The 18,523-nt window shown below is 70.5% G+C and carries 18 protein-coding genes and 1 pseudogene; 12 read left to right on the plus strand and 7 right to left on the minus strand.

Features of this window, described 5'->3' with window-relative positions; genetic code table 11:
- From ACLBXO_RS12110 to ACLBXO_RS12130, 5 genes and pseudogenes are all read right to left on the minus strand, one after another.
- Nucleotides 1-455 (minus strand): annotated as a pseudogene (locus ACLBXO_RS12110) (hypothetical protein); the annotation flags it as partial.
- A 61-nt stretch (nucleotides 456-516) separates the two neighbouring features.
- Nucleotides 517-1,509 carry a nickel/cobalt transporter gene (locus ACLBXO_RS12115; protein ID WP_447685521.1) on the minus strand — a complete coding sequence of 331 codons (993 nt, stop codon included), beginning with the start codon at nucleotides 1,507-1,509 and terminating at the stop codon, nucleotides 517-519.
- A complete protein-coding gene (locus ACLBXO_RS12120; RefSeq protein ID WP_331318488.1) occupies nucleotides 1,500-2,174 on the minus strand; it encodes a DUF1007 family protein in 675 nt (224 codons plus the stop codon). Before ACLBXO_RS12120 ends, ACLBXO_RS12115 begins: the two co-directional genes overlap by 10 nt.
- 99 nt (nucleotides 2,175-2,273) lie before the next feature.
- Nucleotides 2,274-3,179 (minus strand): amino acid ABC transporter substrate-binding protein, encoded by a 906-nt coding sequence (locus ACLBXO_RS12125; RefSeq protein ID WP_447685522.1) that lies wholly within the window; start codon nucleotides 3,177-3,179, stop codon nucleotides 2,274-2,276.
- Between the two features lie 202 nt (nucleotides 3,180-3,381).
- Entirely contained in the window at nucleotides 3,382-4,662 is a 1,281-nt protein-coding gene (locus tag ACLBXO_RS12130; protein ID WP_331318485.1) for a dicarboxylate/amino acid:cation symporter, read from the minus strand.
- 241 nt (nucleotides 4,663-4,903) lie between these two features.
- Between ACLBXO_RS12130 and ACLBXO_RS12135 the strand changes: the two genes are divergently transcribed.
- The 10 genes from ACLBXO_RS12135 to ACLBXO_RS12180 all read left to right on the plus strand — a co-directional run bounded on the left by ACLBXO_RS12135 (nucleotide 4,904) and on the right by ACLBXO_RS12180 (nucleotide 14,201).
- Nucleotides 4,904-5,821 carry a branched-chain amino acid ABC transporter permease gene (locus ACLBXO_RS12135; RefSeq protein WP_020094234.1) on the plus strand — a complete coding sequence of 306 codons (918 nt, stop codon included), beginning with the start codon at nucleotides 4,904-4,906 and terminating at the stop codon, nucleotides 5,819-5,821.
- A complete protein-coding gene (gene livM / locus ACLBXO_RS12140) occupies nucleotides 5,821-7,215 on the plus strand; it encodes a high-affinity branched-chain amino acid ABC transporter permease LivM (RefSeq protein ID WP_447685523.1) in 1,395 nt (464 codons plus the stop codon). The genes ACLBXO_RS12135 and livM overlap by 1 nt, the downstream gene beginning before the upstream one ends.
- Complete coding sequence (locus tag ACLBXO_RS12145; RefSeq protein WP_331318482.1) at nucleotides 7,215-8,105, plus strand: ABC transporter ATP-binding protein; 891 nt, start codon at nucleotides 7,215-7,217, stop codon at nucleotides 8,103-8,105. The genes livM and ACLBXO_RS12145 overlap by 1 nt, the downstream gene beginning before the upstream one ends.
- Nucleotides 8,102-8,899 (plus strand): ABC transporter ATP-binding protein, encoded by a 798-nt coding sequence (locus ACLBXO_RS12150; RefSeq protein ID WP_447685524.1) that lies wholly within the window; start codon nucleotides 8,102-8,104, stop codon nucleotides 8,897-8,899. Before ACLBXO_RS12145 ends, ACLBXO_RS12150 begins: the two co-directional genes overlap by 4 nt.
- A gap of 5 nt (nucleotides 8,900-8,904) precedes the next feature.
- Nucleotides 8,905-9,273: a DUF6867 family protein gene (locus tag ACLBXO_RS12155; RefSeq protein WP_029360016.1), complete on the plus strand. Its 369-nt coding sequence runs from the start codon at nucleotides 8,905-8,907 to the stop codon at nucleotides 9,271-9,273.
- Nucleotides 9,274-9,322: 49 nt separating this feature from the next.
- A complete protein-coding gene (locus tag ACLBXO_RS12160) occupies nucleotides 9,323-10,444 on the plus strand; it encodes a branched-chain amino acid ABC transporter substrate-binding protein (protein ID WP_331318478.1) in 1,122 nt (373 codons plus the stop codon).
- A 391-nt stretch (nucleotides 10,445-10,835) separates the two neighbouring features.
- A complete protein-coding gene (locus ACLBXO_RS12165; protein ID WP_447685525.1) occupies nucleotides 10,836-11,759 on the plus strand; it encodes an amino acid ABC transporter substrate-binding protein in 924 nt (307 codons plus the stop codon).
- An 89-nt stretch (nucleotides 11,760-11,848) separates the two neighbouring features.
- Nucleotides 11,849-12,571 carry an amino acid ABC transporter permease gene (locus ACLBXO_RS12170; protein WP_059409257.1) on the plus strand — a complete coding sequence of 241 codons (723 nt, stop codon included), beginning with the start codon at nucleotides 11,849-11,851 and terminating at the stop codon, nucleotides 12,569-12,571.
- A gap of 56 nt (nucleotides 12,572-12,627) precedes the next feature.
- Nucleotides 12,628-13,320, plus strand: a complete 693-nt coding sequence (locus ACLBXO_RS12175; RefSeq protein ID WP_331318474.1) for an amino acid ABC transporter permease — start codon at nucleotides 12,628-12,630, stop codon at nucleotides 13,318-13,320.
- 152 nt (nucleotides 13,321-13,472) lie between these two features.
- Complete coding sequence (locus ACLBXO_RS12180; protein WP_331318672.1) at nucleotides 13,473-14,201, plus strand: amino acid ABC transporter ATP-binding protein; 729 nt, start codon at nucleotides 13,473-13,475, stop codon at nucleotides 14,199-14,201.
- Between the two features lie 10 nt (nucleotides 14,202-14,211).
- Here ACLBXO_RS12180 and ACLBXO_RS12185 read toward each other — a convergent pair whose 3' ends face one another.
- Nucleotides 14,212-15,231, minus strand: a complete 1,020-nt coding sequence (locus tag ACLBXO_RS12185; RefSeq protein ID WP_447685526.1) for a gamma carbonic anhydrase family protein — start codon at nucleotides 15,229-15,231, stop codon at nucleotides 14,212-14,214.
- A 167-nt stretch (nucleotides 15,232-15,398) separates the two neighbouring features.
- Between ACLBXO_RS12185 and ACLBXO_RS12190 the strand changes: the two genes are divergently transcribed.
- Nucleotides 15,399-15,866, plus strand: a complete 468-nt coding sequence (locus tag ACLBXO_RS12190; protein ID WP_331318473.1) for a molybdenum cofactor biosynthesis protein MoaE — start codon at nucleotides 15,399-15,401, stop codon at nucleotides 15,864-15,866.
- 125 nt (nucleotides 15,867-15,991) lie between these two features.
- The gene (locus ACLBXO_RS12195) at nucleotides 15,992-17,137 is read left to right on the plus strand and encodes an AI-2E family transporter (RefSeq protein WP_331318472.1); all 1,146 of its coding nucleotides are present in this window, start codon (nucleotides 15,992-15,994) and stop codon (nucleotides 17,135-17,137) included.
- Between the two features lie 42 nt (nucleotides 17,138-17,179).
- Here the strand turns inward: ACLBXO_RS12195 and ACLBXO_RS12200 are convergent, their stop codons facing one another.
- Complete coding sequence (locus ACLBXO_RS12200) at nucleotides 17,180-18,412, minus strand: amidase (RefSeq protein WP_331318470.1); 1,233 nt, start codon at nucleotides 18,410-18,412, stop codon at nucleotides 17,180-17,182.
- Between the last annotated feature and the right edge of the window lie 111 nt (nucleotides 18,413-18,523).

Consider the following 18,523-nt stretch of genomic DNA (forward strand, 5'->3'; position numbering starts at 1 on the left):
CGACTTGCGCGGGCGCCGGCCCGCCACGCGGCCGCGTTCGCGGCGGCCAGGGCCGCGGGCCAGTCCGGCGCGGCCGCGCAGGCCTCCGCTTCCGCCGCCAGGCCGGCGACGGCGCAGAGCGGCGCCAGGATGCGGCGGACGCTCTCCAGGGCGAGCTGCCGGGTGCGGGCGGCCTCGATCTCCGCCGTGTCGGCGCTGCCCGACAGGCGCAGGACGAAGGCCATCAGCTGGGGCCGCGCCTCGTCCGGCATGGCGTCGTTGAGTCCGAGGGCGTAGGCGGCGGCCGGCCGCGAGAAGCAGGGCGGGCAGTCGGCGCTGGAGCGGATCGCCCGGTAGGGCAGGCCCGCGGCGACGATCGCGGCCTCGTTGATGCAGGTCCCGCCGTCTGGCCCGGGGAAGGGATGCGATCCGGCGAGCAGGCGCCAGTTCAGGATCGTCGCGAAGTCGGGATGCATCGGCGCGCTCTCCGTCTCGGTGGCGCAGCGTGGCACGCCGCGCCCCGGAAGGCGAGACCCTTCAGCCGCCGAGGCCCGGCGCGAGGCCGGAGAGCATCGCGGCGCCCAGGACCAGCACGAAGGCGGCGGCGACGAGTTCGAGGCCGCCGAGCGCCAGCAGCCCGGCCTGCCCCCGACCGCCCGCGAGGCGCAGCGCCATCCGCTTGGCGAAGACCGCGAGGCAGGCCAGCGCGGTCGTGGTCAGCGCGGTGCCGAGGGCCATCGCCAGGACCGCCAGCACGCCCGCCCCGGGCACGCCCTGCGACACCGCGAAGACCAGGACCAGCACCGCCCCCGCGCAGGGGCGCGTGCCCGCCGCCAGCACCACCCCGGCCCGCTCGCGCCACGTGTCGAGGGTGTCGAGGGCCTGCGGTCCCGGGAGGTGGTTGCAGCCCGGGCCGCAGCCCGCGCCGAGATTGGCGAGGCGACCGGCCTTGCGCCACGTCAGGACCAGCCCGATCAGGGCGACGAGGGCGAAGCTCACGGTCTCGATCAGGGTGCCGGCCCAGGTGATGCTCGCCGCGGTGGCGTTGAGGACCAGCGTGCCGAGGCCGACGATCGCCCCGGCCACGCAGGCCTGGAGCAGAGCGGCGCAGACGCTCAGCGCGGCACCGCGCCGGAGCGCCCGCTCCCCCGCCAGGATGTAGCCGGCGATCACCGCCTTGCCGTGGCCGGGACCGGCGGCGTGGAACACGCCGTACGCGAAGGCGAGGCCGACCAGCGGGGTCCAGCTGCCGCCGCCCCGCAGCGCGCTCACCGCGGCGTTGAGGCTGCGGGAGAAGCTCGCCTGCAGCGCCAGGATGACGCCGCCGAGACCCGTGGCGGCCGGCGCGGCCTCGCGGAAGCCGATACCGAAGGGCGAGCGCGGGGGCGGCGCCGCGAGGCCGGGCGCGACGAGCCACGCGATCGCGGCCGCCAGCAATGCGGCGAGCCCGATGGCCAGGGCCATGAGGCCGAGCCGCAGGCCCAGCCGCCCCGCCCCCGCGGGGGCGACGATCCCGATGCCTACGGACATGCCACGAGAACCCGGCTGGCGAACTGCACCCCATAGGTCGAGGCGGCGGTGAGCGCCTCGAAGAAGGCCTCGGTCATGCCCGGCGACCCGGCATCGGCCGTCTTCGGCTGCTCGGTCTTCGGCCGGGTGACCGTGGCGGCGCAGCCCTGTGGCGCCCCGGCTAGGGTCGCGGCGTCGGCGCCCTCGGCGAACGAGAAGGCGACGAAGTAGGTCGGGTCGTAGACCTCCAGCGCGGCGACCCCCCGCCCCTGCTGGACCGGAGTCTTCAGGGGCAGCAGGAAGGTCATGACCAGCGCCCGGTCGTCCATGTGCGCGGCCGGCTCCTTCGGCTCCGCGAAGGCCTGCTCCTTGCCGCCGACCTTCAGCTTCGTGAAGTAGCCGAACTCGGCGAGGTTGGCGGTGTTCTCGGCGGCGAGCCCGGCGAGTTCCTCCGGGCTGAGCTTGCCGTCCTTGTTGGTGTCGAGGCCCTGCGTGACGAAGGCCGTGTACTCGGGATCGAAGCTCCACGTGTCGCGGACGCCGACGAGCTTGCCGTCGGCGTAGACGAGCTGCGCCTTGGCGGTCACCCAGACGTGCGGGTGGGCGGAGGCCGCGGAGGCGGCGCAGCCGAGGGCGGCGGCCAGTACCAGGGCGAGCGGTTTCGGGCAGGGCGCGGCGATCAGCATGGACGGTGGCACGCTCGCGACGGGAGGGAGGCGGTCAGGCCGGGTCTTCCTCGCGTGCCGGTTGGGCGAAAGCGAGGCGCCGTCCCGTCTCCGCGCCGCTCACTCGCCGCCGTCGAGGCCCATCAGCTGGAAGCTCACCCGCAGGTCGTTCGACATCGGGATGTCGAGGCGCTCGCCGTTGGGCAGGCGCTTGAGGAACCAGCGCTCGTAGGTCCAGCGCAGCGCCCGGGACTCGGCGAGCCGCGTGAAGGTCTGCTGCACGATGCCGGCGAGCTCCGGGTCGTCCTTGCGGAACATGATGCCGTAGGGCTCGTAGGAGAGCTTGTCGGGCAGCACCGTGTAGTTCACCCCGTCCTGCGCGTCCGTGGCGATCAGGCCGTAGAGCAGCACGTCGTCGGTGGCGAAGGCGTCGGCCTTGCCGGCCTTGACTATCGCGTAGGAGGCGGCGTGGTCGGGGGCCGTCACCACCTGCGCGTCGATCTTCAGGCGGGCGAGCAGGTCGCGCACGGCCCTCTCGTTGGTGGTGCCGGCTGTCACCACCACGGTCTTCCCGCCGAGATCCCGGTAGGAGGCAATGCCCGCGCCGCGCTTCACCAGCAGCTGCGTCGCGCTGATGTAGTCCACCGGCGAGAAGGCGACCTGCCTTCGGCGCTCGGCATTGGCGGTGGTCGAGCCGCACTCGAGGTCGATCTTGCCGGAGGTCACCGCCTCGATGCGCGTCTCGGCGGTGACCGGCGCGTAGCGGACCCGCACCGGCCGGCCGATCGCTGCCTGAACATCGTCGGCGATCTCGTTGCAGAGGTCGATGGCGTAGCCGATCGCCCGGGGGCTGCCGTCCGGCCGTCTGCCCTCGACGAAGGAGAACGGCACCGAGCTCTCCCGGTAGCCGAGCACGATCTCCCCGCGCTCGGCGACGCTCCTGAGCGTCCCGGTGAGCACCTCGACGGCCGCGGCGGGCGTCGCCGCCAGCGCCAGGACCAGAAACGCAAGGGAAAGCCGCGCCATCACCCGCCCTCCAGGGCGCACCGCATGTGCCACACCGCGTTCGAGAGCGCCCGGGCGCTCCCACCCCCACCCTCCTATCGAGGCGCCGGGGCGCGGCGGAGGCCTCGAAGGAGCCCTCCAGCCGGCACCGAGATCCCTGGCGCTCTCCTGCCGGGACCGATCCGCGCCTCAGTCTGCCGGGCGGCGCAGCCGCCGCCCGCGCCTACTCCGCCGGCGAGGCCACCGTGCCGACATGGTCGAGGCGCTGGTCGGTGGTGGAGAGCTGGCCCTCCCACTTGGCGACCGCCACGGTGGCGACGCTGTTGCCCAGCACGTTGGTGGCCGAGCGCCCCATGTCGAGGAACTGGTCGATGCCGATGATCAGCAGCAGCCCCGCTTCCGGGATGTTGAAGTGCGACAGCGTCGCCGAGATCACCACCAGCGAGGCGCGCGGCACGCCGGCCATGCCCTTCGACGTCACCATCAACAGGAGCAGCATCGTGAGCTGCTGACCCCAGCTCAGCGGGATGTTGTAGGCCTGCGCGATGAACATCACCGCGAAGGTGCAGTACATCATCGAGCCGTCGAGGTTGAACGAGTAGCCCATCGGCAGCACGAACGACGTGATGCGGTTCGGCACCCCGAACTTCTCCAGGTTCGTCAGCATCTTCGGGTAGGCGGCCTCGCTCGACGCCGTCGAGAAGGCGAGCACGAAGGGCTCCTTGATCAGGTTGAACAGCCGCACGATGCCGCCGCCGCCGAGCAGCAGGAAGCCCACGCCCATCAGCAGCGCCCAGAGCACGGCGAGGCCGATGTAGAATTCCACCAGGAACTTGCCGTAGGTCACGAGCACGCCGATGCCCTGCGTGGTGATCGTCGCCGCGATGGCGGCGAACACCGCCACGGGGGCGAACATCATCACGTAACCCGTCACCTTCAGCATCACGTCGGCGACGCCCTCGATGCCCTGCGCGAGGAGCCGGCCCTTCTCGCCGAGCGCCGCGAGGCCGACGCCGAAGAAGATCGAGAAGACCACGATCTGCAGGATCTCGTTGTTGGCCATCGCCTCGACGGCGCTCTTCGGCACGAGGTGGGTGACGAATTCCTTGAGCGAGAGCGAGGCCGCCTTGAGGCCCGTGCCGGCGCCGGCATCGGGCAGGGGCAGGTTCAGGTTCACGCCGGGCTGCATGATGTTGACCAGGATCAAGCCCAGCATCAGCGAGCAGAACGAGGCGCCGACGAACCAGAGCAGCGCCTTGCCGCCGACCCGGCCGACCGCGGCGGTGTCTCCGAGATGCGCGATCCCGACCACCAGCGTCGAGAACACCAGCGGGGCGATGATCATCTTGATCAGACGCAGGAACACGTCGGAGACCAGCGCGATGTAGCCGGCGATCTCCTTGGCGGTCTGCGGGTCGGGCCAGGTGATGCTGCAGGCGTAGCCCACGGCGATGCCGAGGAGCATGCCGACGAAGATCATCGTCGTGAGTCGCGACCCTGCCATCGGTACTGCTCCTCGCCTCGCCCGGGATGATCGAGCATTTCAATTCGTTAACGTGTCGCAGGAACTGCGCCACACGCAAGCCCGGGCAGGGGGCGTTACTGGCGTGGTCGACTGTTTTCACGCGACGCTCGGGCGGCGATGAAACCTGTGGCTGGTGTGCTACGGCTGCGGTACGAGACTTGCCCCGCCAAGCTGCCTGCGCTCTCCGTAGGCGGCCCAAGCAACCTGCGCGCGAGAGTTCATGGACGTCTTCGTACAGCAGCTCATCAACGGGCTGACGCTCGGCTCGATCTACGGCCTGATCGCGATCGGCTACACGATGGTGTTCGGCATCATCGGCATGGTGAACTTCGCCCACGGCGACGTCTTCATGGTCTCCTGCTTCATCGCGCTCATCACCTTCCTGCTGCTGACGGTCTGGCTCGGGGTCAGCTCCATCGCGCTGGCCTTCCTGGTGGTGCTGGTGGTCGCCATGGTGCTGACCGCCCTGTGGGGCTGGGCGATCGAGCGGGTGGCCTACCGGCCGCTGCGCGGCTCGTTCCGCCTCGCCCCGCTGATCTCGGCGATCGGCGTCTCGATCTTCCTGTCGAATTTCGTGCAGGTCGTGCAGGGCGCGCGCAACAAGCCGACCCCGCCCATGCTGTCGGGCGGCATCACCCTGTTCGAGCGGGACGGCTACGCGGTGTTCCTGGCCTGGAAGCAGGTGCTGATCATGGCGGTCACCGCCGTGCTGCTCACCGGCTTCTGGTACCTCGTGCAGCGCACGCCCTTCGGCCGGGCGCAGCGCGCCTGCGAGCAGGACCGCAAGATGGCGGCGCTGCTCGGGATCGACGTCGACCGCACGATCTCGCTGACCTTCGTGCTCGGCGCGGCCCTCGCGGCCGTCGCGGGCGTCCTCTACCTCATGTACTACGGCGTGGTGTCCTTCTCGGACGGCTTCGTGCCCGGCGTGAAGGCGTTCACGGCGGCGGTCCTCGGCGGTATCGGCTCCCTGCCCGGGGCGGTGCTCGGCGGCCTGATCATCGGCCTGATCGAGACCTTCTGGTCGGCCTACTTCTCCATCGAGTACAAGGACGTCGCCGCCTTCTCGATCCTGGCGATCGTGCTGATCTTCATGCCCTCGGGCATCCTGGGCCGGCCCGAGGTCGAGAAAGTCTGATGGCCGCCTCGCAGACTGCCCTCCCCGGCTCCGCGATGGCCGGCATCCTGCGCGATGCAGCCCTCTACGCCCTCGTCACCTTCGGCCTCTGCGTCCCGATCATCGCCTACCGGACCGATCCCGGGCCCGGGACCGAGCTGGTTCTCGTGCCGCGCTGGGGGCTGGTGGCGGCGCTCTGCGCGGCGATCTTCGTGCTCCGCCTCGTCCAGCGCCTCGTGCTGCTGCGCCGCGACGCGCGCCGGGCGCTGACGCCCGCCCCGGCCCAGGCCACCGAGGCCGTGCACGGCGAGCCCGACGCCGGTCAGAAGACCTCGAAGGTCGGTCTCTGGCTGTTCATCTTCGTCGCGCTGACCCTGCCGATGATCTCCGCCCTGGCGACGGGTGGCCTGTCCTCGGCCCGCTACTGGATCGACCTCGGCATCCTGATCCTCACCTACGTGATGCTCGGCTGGGGCCTGAACATCGTGGTCGGCCTCGCCGGCCTGCTCGACCTCGGCTACGTCGCGTTCTACGCGGTCGGGGCCTATTCCTACGCGCTGCTCTCGACCACCTTCGGCCTGTCGTTCTGGGTCTGCCTGCCGCTGGCCGGCCTGTTCGCCGGCCTGTGGGGGATGATCCTCGGCTTCCCGGTGCTGCGCCTGCGCGGCGACTACCTCGCCATCGTCACCCTGGCCTTCGGCGAGATCATCCGCCTCGTCCTGATCAACTGGACCGACGTCACCGGCGGCGGCGCCGGCATCTCGTCGATCCCGCGGGCGACCTTCTTCGGCATCCCGTTCACGGCGGGCGAGGGCGGGTTCGCCGCGACCTTCGGCATCCCGTACGATTCGATGCACCGCCTCGTGTTCCTGTACTACCTGATCCTGGCGCTCGCCCTGATCACCAACTTCGTCACCCTGCGCCTGCGCCGCCTGCCGATCGGGCGGGCCTGGGAGGCCCTGCGCGAGGACGAGATCGCCTGCCGGTCGCTGGGCATCGACACGACCGCCACGAAGCTCACGGCCTTCGCGTTGGGCGCGGCCTTCGGGGGCTTCGCGGGCTCGTTCTTCGCGGTGCGCCAGGGCTTCATCAGCCCGGAGAGCTTCAACTTCCTGGAGAGCGCCATCATCCTGGCGATCGTCGTCCTCGGCGGCATGGGCAGCCAGGTCGGCGTCGCCATCGCCGCGGTGGCGATGGTCGGCGGCCCCGAGATGCTGCGCAACCTCGGCTTCCTGAAGGCCGTGTTCGGCGAGGGCTTCGACCCCAGCGAGTACCGCCTGCTCCTGTTCGGGCTGGCCATGGTCGCCATGATGGTCTGGCGCCCGCGCGGCCTGATCTCGGAGCGCATGCCGTCGGTCTCGCTGGGCCAGCGGCGCGCGGTCTCGGGCGCCCATGTCAGCGAGGGGCACGGCTGATGGCGACGTCACCCCTCCCCCCGCCGGTGCTGGCCGTCGAGCACCTGACCATGCGGTTCGGCGGCCTCACCGCCGTCTCCGACCTGTCCTTCGAGGCGCGCCGCGGCGACATCACCGCTTTGATCGGCCCGAACGGGGCCGGCAAGACCACGGTGTTCAACTGCATCACCGGCTTCTACAAGCCCACCGAGGGCATGCTGACGCTGGCGCACGCCGACGGCACGACGCACCTGCTGGAGCGGCTTCCGAACCACAAGGTGAACCGAACCGCGCGAGTGGCCCGCACCTTCCAGAACATCCGCCTGTTCCAGGGCATGACCGTCCTGGAGAACCTGCTGGTCGCGCAGCACGCGCCGCTCATGCGGGCCTCGGGCTACACGATCCTCGGGCTTCTCGGTCTCAAGACCTACCGGGACGCGCAGGCCGCCGCGATCGAGCGGGCCAAGGCCTGGCTCGAGCGCATCGACCTCATGGCGCGCGCGGATGACCCGGCGGGCGCCCTGCCCTACGGCGCGCAGCGGCGCCTGGAGATCGCCAGGGCGATGTGCACCGACCCGGTCCTGCTCTGCCTCGACGAGCCGGCGGCCGGCCTCAATCCCCGGGAATCGGCGGAGCTGAACGGGCTCCTGCGCCACATTCGCGACGCGCACGACACCTCGGTGCTGCTGATCGAGCACGACATGTCGGTGGTGATGGAGATCTCCGACCACGTGGTCGTCCTCGATTACGGCGTGAAGATCGCCGACGGCTCCCCGGCCGAGGTGCGGGCCGATCCGAAGGTGATCGCCGCCTATCTCGGCGTCGAGGACGAGGAGGTGGAGGCCGTGGAGGCCGAGGTCGGGATCAGCGTGCCGCACGGGGACGCGGCGCACACGGGAGCACCGGCATGAGCGTCGCCGGCATCAATGTCCTGGTCGAGGAGACCCGGGCGATCCAGGCGGGGAAGAAGCCGCCGCTCCTCGCGGTGCGCGACGTCTCGACCTATTACGGCAGCGTCGCCGCCCTGCGGGGCGTCGATCTCGACGTGGCCGAGGGCGAGATCGTCACGCTGATCGGCGCCAACGGTGCCGGCAAGTCGACCCTGATGATGACGATCTTCGGCAGCCCCCAGGCGCGCTCGGGGACGATCACCTACGACGGCCGCGACATAACCCGGATGCCGACCCACGCCATCGCCCGGCTCGGCATCGCGCAGTCGCCGGAGGGCCGCCGGGTTTTCCCGCGCATGACCGTCTACGAGAACCTCCAGATGGGCGCCGCGCTCCATGACGGGCGCTTCTTCGCCGAGGATCTGGAGAAGGTCTGCACCCTGTTCCCGCGGGTGAAGGAGCGTCTGAACCAGCGCGCCGGCACCATGTCGGGGGGCGAGCAGCAGATGCTGGCCATCGCCCGGGCGCTGATGAGCCGCCCGCGCCTGCTGCTCCTCGACGAGCCGTCCCTCGGCCTCGCGCCGCTCGTCGTGAAGGGCATCTTCGACGCGATCCGGGAGCTGAACCGGACCGACGGCATGACGATCTTCCTCGTCGAGCAGAACGCCTACCACGCCCTGAAGCTCGCCCATCGCGGCTACGTGCTGGTCAACGGTCGGGTCACGATGAGCGGGACGGGTCGGGCGCTGCTCGACGATCCGAACGTCCAGGCCGCCTATCTGGAAGGGGGCCATAGCGGCCCGGTGGGGGCGTGAGCATGCTGCAGGGGATCCTGTACGAGGAGCCGTCGGCCTGGCTGTTCCTGCTCGTGACCGTGGTGATGGGCGGCTGGGCCGGCTGGATGGCGGCCCGCGGCATCGCCCGGGGCTGGCGGCCGTTCTGGCACTGCGCCCTGGCGCTGCTCCTGGTGGCGGCCGCCGTGCGCTTCATCCACTACGCCCTGTTTTCGGGCACTCTGCTGTCGCTGCACTACTATGCGGTCGACGCGGTCGTCGTCATGATCATCGGCGCGGCGGGCTTCCGCTACACGCGGACGCGCCAGATGACGAGCCAGTACCGCTGGCTCTACGAGAAGACCTCACCGCTGACATGGCGCGCACGGGCGCCCGCGGCCGGCGAGGTCCGATGAGTGCGGCCGGATCCGCACGTGCGGTCCTGACAGTTAGGGGAAGTACGCGATGAGATCGATTCTGCTGGCCGGGCTCGCCCTCGGCGCCATGGTGGCGGCCGCGCAGGCCGCCGAGGTCAAGCTCGGCGTCGCCGCGCCGATCACCGGCAACAGCGCCGCCATCGGCGCGCAGCTCAAGAACGGCGCGAGCCAGGCGGTCGAGGACCTCAACAAGGCCGGCACCCTGAAGGGCACGACGCTGACCGTGACGGTCGGCGACGACGCCTCCGACCCGAAGCAGGGCGTCTCGGTGGCCAACAAGTTCGCCAGCGACGGCGTGAAGATGGTTGTCGGCGACTACAATTCCGGCGTGTCGATCCCGGCCTCCGACGTCTACCTCGACGCCGGCATCATCCAGGTCACGCCGGCCTCCACGAACGTGAAGTTCACCGAGCGCGGCATGTGGAACACGTTCCGCACCTGCGGTCGCGACGACCAGCAGGGCGCGGTGGCCGGCAACTACCTGGCCGATCACTTCAAGGGCAAGAAGGTCGCCTTCGTCCACGACAAGACCCCCTACGGCAAGGGCCTGGCCGACGAGACGCTGAAGGCCTTCAAGGCCAAGGGCGGCAAGGAGGTCATGTTCGAGGGCATCAACCCGGGCGAGAAGGACTACTCGGCGCTCGTCTCCAAGCTGAAGTCCGCCAACGTCGACGTCGTCTATTTCGGTGGCTACTACACCGAGGCCGGGCTGATCCTGCGCCAGATGCGCGATCAGGGCCTGAAGGCGCCGATGATGGGCGGTGACGGCATGGTCGACCGCGAACTCGTGGCGATCGCCGGTCCCGCGGCCGAGGGCACGCTGACCACCTTCCCGCCGGACGCCCGCAAGAACCCGAACGCCAAGGCGGCGCTCGCCGCGTTCAAGGCCAAGAACATCGATCCCGAGGGCTACACGCTCTACTCGTACGCGGCCGTGCAGGTCCTGGCCAAGGCGATGGCGGAGACCGGCTCCAGCGACGGCAAGAAGCTCGCGGACTGGCTGCACCAGGGCAAGGCGGTGGACACCGTGGTCGGCCCGATCGCCTACGACAAGAAGGGCGACATCACCCGGCCCGACTACGTCATGTACGAGTGGAAGAAGGGGCCGGACGGCAAGATCGACTACAGCGGCAATGAGCTGACGAAGTAAGCCGCGGTCACAGACCGGGTTTCCAGTCCGGCGCCGCCTCCCGATACCGCGGGGGGCGGCGCCGTCGTTTTCTATGCCGTGGATTCGTCAGCCTTCCGGGCGGATCCGTCCTCCACACCGCGTGCGTACGCCTAAGAAGTGTGCATGATGCCGCCGGCGCGAGCGTGAGGCCGGCTCAGCGCCCGGGAGGAGGCCATGAGGACGGCAGGGACCGCGTCTGAGGACGTGCGCACGAGCTTGGCTGCAACTTGTCCGTACTCAGCCGCAGGCTCGCGCGGCGCTTCGACCCTTCTCCCGGCACCATCATTGCAAAGGCGTCGCCCGAGCGGGCGGGCCCGCGTACCCCGCCGCCGGCCGATGTCATTCGGCCCGATCCAGGAGTTCCGTACCGATGCAGTCTGATATCGCTCGCCGCGGCGTCGCCGCGGCGCTGGGCCTGACCCTCGCCCTCGCTCCGATGAGCCTCAGGGCGCAGGAGCTGACCGGCACCCTCAAGAAGGTGAAGGACGCCAACGCCATCGTCATCGGCTACCGCGACGCCTCCGTGCCGTTCTCGTATCTCGGCGCCGATCAGAAGCCGATCGGTTACGCGATGGACATCTGCTACAAGATCGCCGACGCCGTGAAGGCCAAGCTCAACCTCCCGAATCTCGAGGTGAAGCTGAACCCGGTCACCTCCGCCACCCGCATCCCGCTGATGGCGAACGGCACGATCGACCTCGAGTGCGGCTCGACCACCAACAACGCCGAGCGCGAGAAGCAGGTGTGGTTCACCAACTCGCACTTCCTGACCGCGACCCGCTACGTCGCGAAGAAGTCGGCCAACCTGCACACGATCGAGGACCTGAAGGGCAAGACCGTCGTGTCGACCTCGGGCACCACGAACATCAAGCAGATCAACGAGGCCAACACGGAGCGCAAGCTCGGCCTGACGATCCTGCCGGCCAAGGACCACGCCGAGGCGTTCCTGATGGTCGAGACCGGCCGCGCCGCCGCCTTCGTCATGGACGACGTGCTGCTCGCCTCGCTCGCCGCCTCGTCGAAGGATCCGTCCGCCTACGAGATCTCCACCGAAGCCCTGTCGAAGCCCGAGCCCTACGGCATCATGCTCCGCAAGGACGACACGGAGTTCAAGAAGGTCGCGGACGACGCCACCGCCAAGCTCTACACGAGCCCCGAGGGCAAGGCCCTCTACGACAAGTGGTTCACCCAGCCGATCCCGCCGCGCAACATCAACCTCAACCTGCCGATGAGCGCGGAAATGAAGAAGCAGTTCACGACCCCGATCTCGAGCCCCGATCCGGCGGCCTACTGAGATCCGTTCGGTACGGTTTCATGCCAAGATGCGCACCGCGGGCTCCGGCCCGCGGTGCGTCTCTATAAGTTCACAGTAGAAGCGGCGCGATGAACTACAACTGGAACTGGCGGATCTTCTTCGACGCCTCGCCGGAGGGCAACGGCACGTATCTCGACATGCTGCTCTCGGGGCTCATGTGGACGATCACGACCGCGCTCTGCTCCTGGGTGATCGCCTTCTTCCTGGGCTCCCTGGTCGGCGTGCTGCGTACCCTGCCGTCGAAGCCCGCGAACGCGATCGGCACGGCCTATGTCGAGCTGTTCCGCAACGTCCCGCTGCTGGTCCAGATGTTCCTCTGGTACTTCGTGCTGCCCGAAGTGGTGCCGACCCGGATCGGCGACGCGATCAAGCAGTTGCCGGACGCGCCGTTCTACACGGCGGTGGTCTGCCTGGGCTTCTTCACCGCGTCCCGCGTGGCCGAGCAGGTCCGCGCCGGCATCCAGTCGCTGCCGCGGGGCCAGCGCATGGCCGGCACCGCCATGGGCTTCACCACCTATCAGACCTACCGCTACGTGCTGCTGCCCAACGCCTACCGGATCATCCTGCCGCCGATGACCTCGGAATTCCTCAACAATCTCAAGAACACGTCGGTGGCGCTGACCATCGGCCTGCTGGAGCTGACCGCCCGGGCCCGCTCGATGCAGGAATTCTCGTTCCAGGTGTTCGAGGCGTTCACGGCCGCGACGATCCTCTACGTGATCATCAACCTCGTGGTCGTCACGGCGGCGACCTTCCTGGAGAAGGCGGTCGCCATCCCCGGCCAGCGCTGAGGGCCGCCCGCTTCCGCTCCGCCACCCCGCCCGACGGCCACCGGTAACAGGCCCCGATGCTCTCGAATTTCGACTTCTCCGTCATCGTCTCGTCCCTGCCCTACCTGTTCGGTCAGGGCATGGTCTTCACCGTGACGCTCACCGCCATGGCGGCCGTCGGCGGCGTGATCATCGGCACGCTCCTGGCGATGGCGCGGCTCTCGGGCATTCCCGGCCTGTGGCACGTGGCCAAGGGCTACGTCGAGCTCTGCCGCTCGCTGCCGCTGGTTCTGGTGATCTTCTGGTTCTACTTCCTGGTGCCGTATATCGGCGCCTACCTGACCGGTTCGTCGACGCCGATCCAGGTCGGCGCATTCCCGTCTGCCCTGATCACCTTCATGGCCTTCGAGGCGGCCTACTTCTCGGAGATCATGCGCGCCGGCATCCAGTCGATCCCGAAGGGTCAGACGGCCGCCGCCCAGGCTCTCGGGATGAACTACTGGCAGACCATGGGCAACGTGATCCTGCCCCAGGCCTTCCGCAACATGCTGCCGCTGCTGCTGACGCAGACCATCATCCTCTTCCAGGACACGTCGCTGGTCTACGTGCTCTCGCTCACCGACTTCATGGGCGCCGCCTCGAAGATCGCCCAGCGCGACGGCCGTCTGGTCGAGATGTATGTCTTCGCCGCGGTGGTCTATTTTGCGATCTGCTTCTCGGCCTCGTACCTCGTGCGCCGCCTGCAGCGCCGCGTGGCCATCATCCGCTGACCGACACTGGAGACCGTGTCATGACCTCGTCCCCGATGCCGGCCCCCACCGCCGCCGAACCCGTCGCCGATGCCAGCCACGCGCCGAAGGATGCCGGCCTGCAGTCCGGCAACCTGATCTCCGGCGCGCCCGTCGTGGCGCCCGGCGAGACGATGATCGCCATCGACAACATCAGCAAATGGTACGGCGACTTCCAGGTGCTGACGAACTGCAGCACCCAGGTCGCCAAGGGCGAGGTCGTGGTCGTCTGCGGTCCCTCGGGCTCGGGCAAGTCGACCCTGATCAAGTGCGTGAATGCCCTGGAGCCCTTCCAGAAGGGCCAGATCACGGTGGCCGGCACCAAGGTCGCCGATAAGGGGACCAACCTGCCGAAGCTCCGCTCGCGGGTCGGCATGGTGTTCCAGCATTTCGAGCTGTTCCCGCACCTGTCGATCACCGACAACCTCACCATCGCCCAGCGCAAGGTGCTCGGCCGCAGCGGTGAGGACGCGAAGAAGCGCGGCCTCGACCTGCTCGCCCGCGTCGGTCTCGGCGCCCACGCGAACAAGTTCCCGGGCCAGCTCTCGGGCGGTCAGCAGCAGCGCGTCGCCATCGCGCGGGCGCTCGCCATGAACCCCGTGGTGATGCTGTTCGACGAGCCGACCTCGGCGCTGGACCCCGAGATGGTCGGCGAGGTGCTCGACGTGATGGTGGAACTCGCCAAGGAGGGCATGACCATGATGGTCGTGACCCACGAGATGGGCTTCGCCCGCAAGGTCGCCGACCGGGTGATCTTCATGGATCGCGGCGAGATCGTCGAGGACGCCCGGAAGGACGAGTTCTTCGGCAGCCCCCGCTCCGAGCGGGCGCAGACCTTCCTGTCGAAGATCCTGCAGCACTGACGGCGGACCGTCAGGCCAGCGACTCCTGCGCGGCCCGGTATTCCCGGCCGTGCCGGCAGTAGCCCTCGACGATGCGGATCATCATGGCGCGCTTCTCGGCGTCGAGGGGCGCCAGGATGCGGGCGGGACGGCCGCCCCAGAGGTAGCCGGCCTCCAGGATCTGCCCGGGATCGGTGGTGGCCCCGGCCGCCAGCATGACATCGTCGGCGATGAGGGTCCCAGAGGCGATCGCGGCGCCGATGCCGATCAGCGCCCGCGCGCCGATCCGGCAATCGGCGATCCGGACATTGTGGGCGATGGTGGTATCGCGCCCGATCACCACCCCGTCTGCCCGGGTGCGGACGACCGTGTTGTCTTGGATGTTGGTGTCCGCGCCGACCACGATCGGTCCGACTTCCGCGTTGAGGTCGCAGCAGAACAGCACGCTCGCGCCGGCGCCGAGGCTCACCCGCCCGCGCAGGCGGGCGGTGCGCGCCACGAAGACGCTGTCCTCGACGTCCGGCGCGTCCCCCGGCGGAAGCGCCGGCCCGTCGCCCATCCGCTCGCGCAACCGCTCGGCGCGCTCGGCGACCTCGTCGGATCCGATCGCGCGGCTGGGCCTGGCCGGGCTGCCCGCGTAGGCGAAGCCGCCGGGCAGCGTGGAGCGCGGAAAGACGGTCGCGCCGGCCTCGATCACCGCGCCGTCGCCGATGTCGGCGCCGTCGAGGATCACCACGTCGTCCTCGACGACGACGTCGGAGCCGAGCGTGCAGGCGTGGACCACGCTGTTGCGCCCGACGGTGACCCGGTCGCCGCACCGGGTGCCGTGCGTCGCGGTGGCGATGTGCACCGTCGAGCGGGGACCGAGCCAGAAGCGGTCGCCGAGTGTGACCGCCTGCCCGTCCGCGCGAATCACCGCCTCGTCGCCGATCCAGGCCTGCGCGCCGATCCGGGCGGCGCCGATCACCGTGCTGCCGCGGCCGCACCAGACGGGGCGGCTGGCGAAGTCCGGCTGCACGCCGTCGTAGGGCAGGATCAGGTCGGGGGTCACGCGGGCATCCTTCTCCGGCGCCGTCCGGAGCACGCGGGGACATCCGGACGATGGCGGGCCGCGCGCCGGGCCGGCAGGGCGCGACGGACCGTCTCATATAGAGGCGGGGCCCGGTGTGACAGGGACGGGGCTGGCCCGCGACGCCGCGGGCTCCTATGGATCGGGCCATGAGCGCCCCCGTCCCGAGCGTCGGCATCCAGGCCGAGCCCTTCGACACCGCGGCCGAGATCGCCGGCCTGAGCGCCGCGCTGGGGGGGCGGGCCGGCGCGATCGTGACCTTCACCGGCCTGTGCCGCGACGAGGGCGGCCGGCTGACAGCCCTGGAGCTGGAGCACTATCCCGGCATGGCCGATGCCGAGATCCGGCGGGTCGCCGACCAGGCGATGGCCCGCTGGCCGCTCCAGGCCCTGCGGGTGATCCACCGGCACGGCCTGGTCCGCCCGGGCGACGGCATCGTGCTGGTGGTCACCGCCGCCAGCCACCGGGTCGCGGCCTTCGAGGCCGCGGACTTCCTGATGGACTATCTCAAGACCCGCGCCCCCTTCTGGAAGCGGGAGCACCTCGCCGACGGTACGACCGGTGGTTGGGTCGACGCGACGGCCCAGGACGAGGCCGCGGCCGGCCGCTGGGACTGAGGCCACCGCGGCCGAGGGCCGGACCCGAGCCGCCGCCGACGGGCGCTTCACACCGGGAACCCGCGCGCCCGCACTTGACCCCCGCGGGCCCGCGGCGTTCGTGAACCCGCGGTTTAGGAGCGACGATGTCGGACAGCAGCCTTCAGGAACTGGACGGTCCCGTTGGACCCTGGCGCGGAGCGGCGCCGCTGGCCGCCTCCGGCATCGCCGTGGTGTGCTTCGTGGCGGCGATGGCCCTCGCCTGGATGTCGGCGGGCACGCTCCTCCTGATCTTCGCGGGGGTGCTCCTCGGCGTGTTCCTCGACGGCCTGACCCGCGGGCTCGGCCGGATCCTGCCCCTGCCGCGGGCCCTGCGCTTGTCCGTCGTCAGCCTCGCGGTCGCGATCGCGGTGGTCGGATTCGGCAGCTACGGCGGCGCCACCATCGTGCAGCAGGGGCGCGACCTCGGCACCACGATCAAGGACCAGGCGACCACGGTGTCGGCCTGGCTGTCCGAGCGCGGCATCGACGTGCCGAGCCTCGCGCCGCAGGGCGGGTCGAAGGACGGGTCGACGGATTCGGGCCAGCGGGAGGGCGGTCTCGCGGGCCTCGCCTCGGGCCTGCTCAAGGGCGGGAGCTCCGTCGTGTCGGATGCCGGCAGCGTCCTCGGGCCGGCCGCGGCCGTGATCCTGGGCCTGTTCGACGCCCTCGGCAACGTGCTGGTGATCGCCTTCCTGGGGCTTGCCTTCGCGGCCGACCCGAAGGCCTACCGGGACGGGGTGGTCCGGTTCGTGCCGCCGGCGAAGCGCTGGCGGGCCAGCCAGGTCCTCGACGGGGCCGGCGAGACCCTCCGCCACTGGCTGTTCGGCCAGCTGATCATCATGGCGGTGATCTTCCTGTGCACCTGGGCCGGCCTCGCGTTCCTGGGCCTCGGCGGGGCGCTGATCCTCGGCCTGCAGGCCGGCCTGCTCGCCTTCGTGCCCACGGTCGGGCCGCTCGTGGCGGGCCTCGTCATCATCCTGGCCGCGCTGGCCTCGGGCACGAAGGCGGTGATCGGCGCGATCGGCGTCTATCTCGCGGTCCAGTGCCTGGAGAGCTACGGCCTGACGCCGTTCATCCAGAAGCGGGCGCTCGACATCCCGCCGGCCACGATCTTCGCCGGCCAGCTGATCCTCGGCGTGATCTTCGGGCTGTGGGGCATCGCCCTCGCGCTGCCGCTGATGGCGGTGATCAAGGTCCTGCTGGAGCAGCTCTACGTGGAGGACACGCTCCACGAGCAGCCGAGCAGCTGAGCCTTGCGAATGCCCGCGCCGTCGAGCGGCGCGGGCGCCCGGTCAGCCGCGCAGCGCGGCCTCGATCATCCGTGCCACCGCCAGGGCCCGGCCGTCGTCGCCGAAGCGCCCGATCACCTGGACGCCCACCGGCAGGCGGTGGCCGGGCACCGGCACGTTCACGCACGGCACGCCCATCAGCGTCCAAAGCTGGTTGAAGCGCGGGTCGCCGGTCGAGACCAGCGTCGCGGGCGCCGGGCCCGGCGCCGAGAAGGTCAGGATCGCGTCGTAATCGGCGAAGAGGCCCTTCAGCACCCGCCGGGCGTGGTGGCCGTGGCGGCGCCCGTCGTCGTACTGGGCCGGGCTGATCGTCGCCCCGTCATCGAGATGCGCGCGGGTGCGGGGCGGGAGCGCGTCGGCCTGCGTGTCGTATTCCCAGGCCAGTGCCAGTCGACCCTCGTAGTTCTGGATGAGACGGTGGCGCTCCCAGGCCTGCGCCAGCTCCGGCGGCAGGGCGAGGTCGCTCACCCGCGCCCCGGACCGCTCGGCCGCCTGCCGGGCGCGGGTGAGCGCGGCCTCGGCCTCCGGCTCGGGAGCGCCGGCGAAATCCTGCCGCACCACGGCGATGCGCGGCGCCGAGCCCGTCTCCGCCCGCTCGATCTCCGGCCGCCCGGTGACGAGCGCGAGGGCGTGGGCGACGTCCGCGACCCCGGCGGCGAACAGCCCGACCGTGTCGAGGGCCCACGAGTAGGTCTTCACGCCGACCGTGGGGATCAGCCGGAACGACGGCTTCACCGCCGCGCAGCCGCAGAAGCTCGCGGGCCGGATCACCGAGCCCGCCGTCTGCGTGCCCAGAGCGAGCGGCAGCATCCCGGCGCCGACGGCGGCGGCCGAGCCCGCCGAGGAGCCCCCCGGCGTGTGGCCGGGATCGTGCGGGTTGACCGTCTCGGTCGGATCGCTGCTCGCGAAGGCCGTGGTGGTGGTCTTGGCGAGGGCGACGGCGCCGAGCTGCTTCAGCCGGCTCACGACCGCGGCGTCGCCCCGGGGCTTCCAGCCCGCGTAGATCGGCGAGCCCATCTGGGTCGGCAGGCCCGCGCTGTCGATGATGTCCTTCACGCCGACCGCGATGCCGGCGAGCGGCCCGGTCTCGGGAATCGCCGGCGCCGCGTCGAGGGTGACCAGCGCGTGCAGGTCCGGCTCCCGCGCGGCGATCGCGGCGCGGCACAGGTCGATCGCGCCCGCGGGCGTCAGGGTGCCGGCTTCGATGCGGGCGCGGAGGTCGAGGAGCGAGAGCATAATGCATTCAGTCCGCGGTCCGCGGCGCTGTCAACCGAGACGCCACAGCCCGCGGCATTCCCGAAACGCCGTTGACGAACGCTTTACGTGACCGTGCGCATCGTCCGGGTC

Source organism: Methylobacterium sp. C33D, from assembly GCF_053345825.1.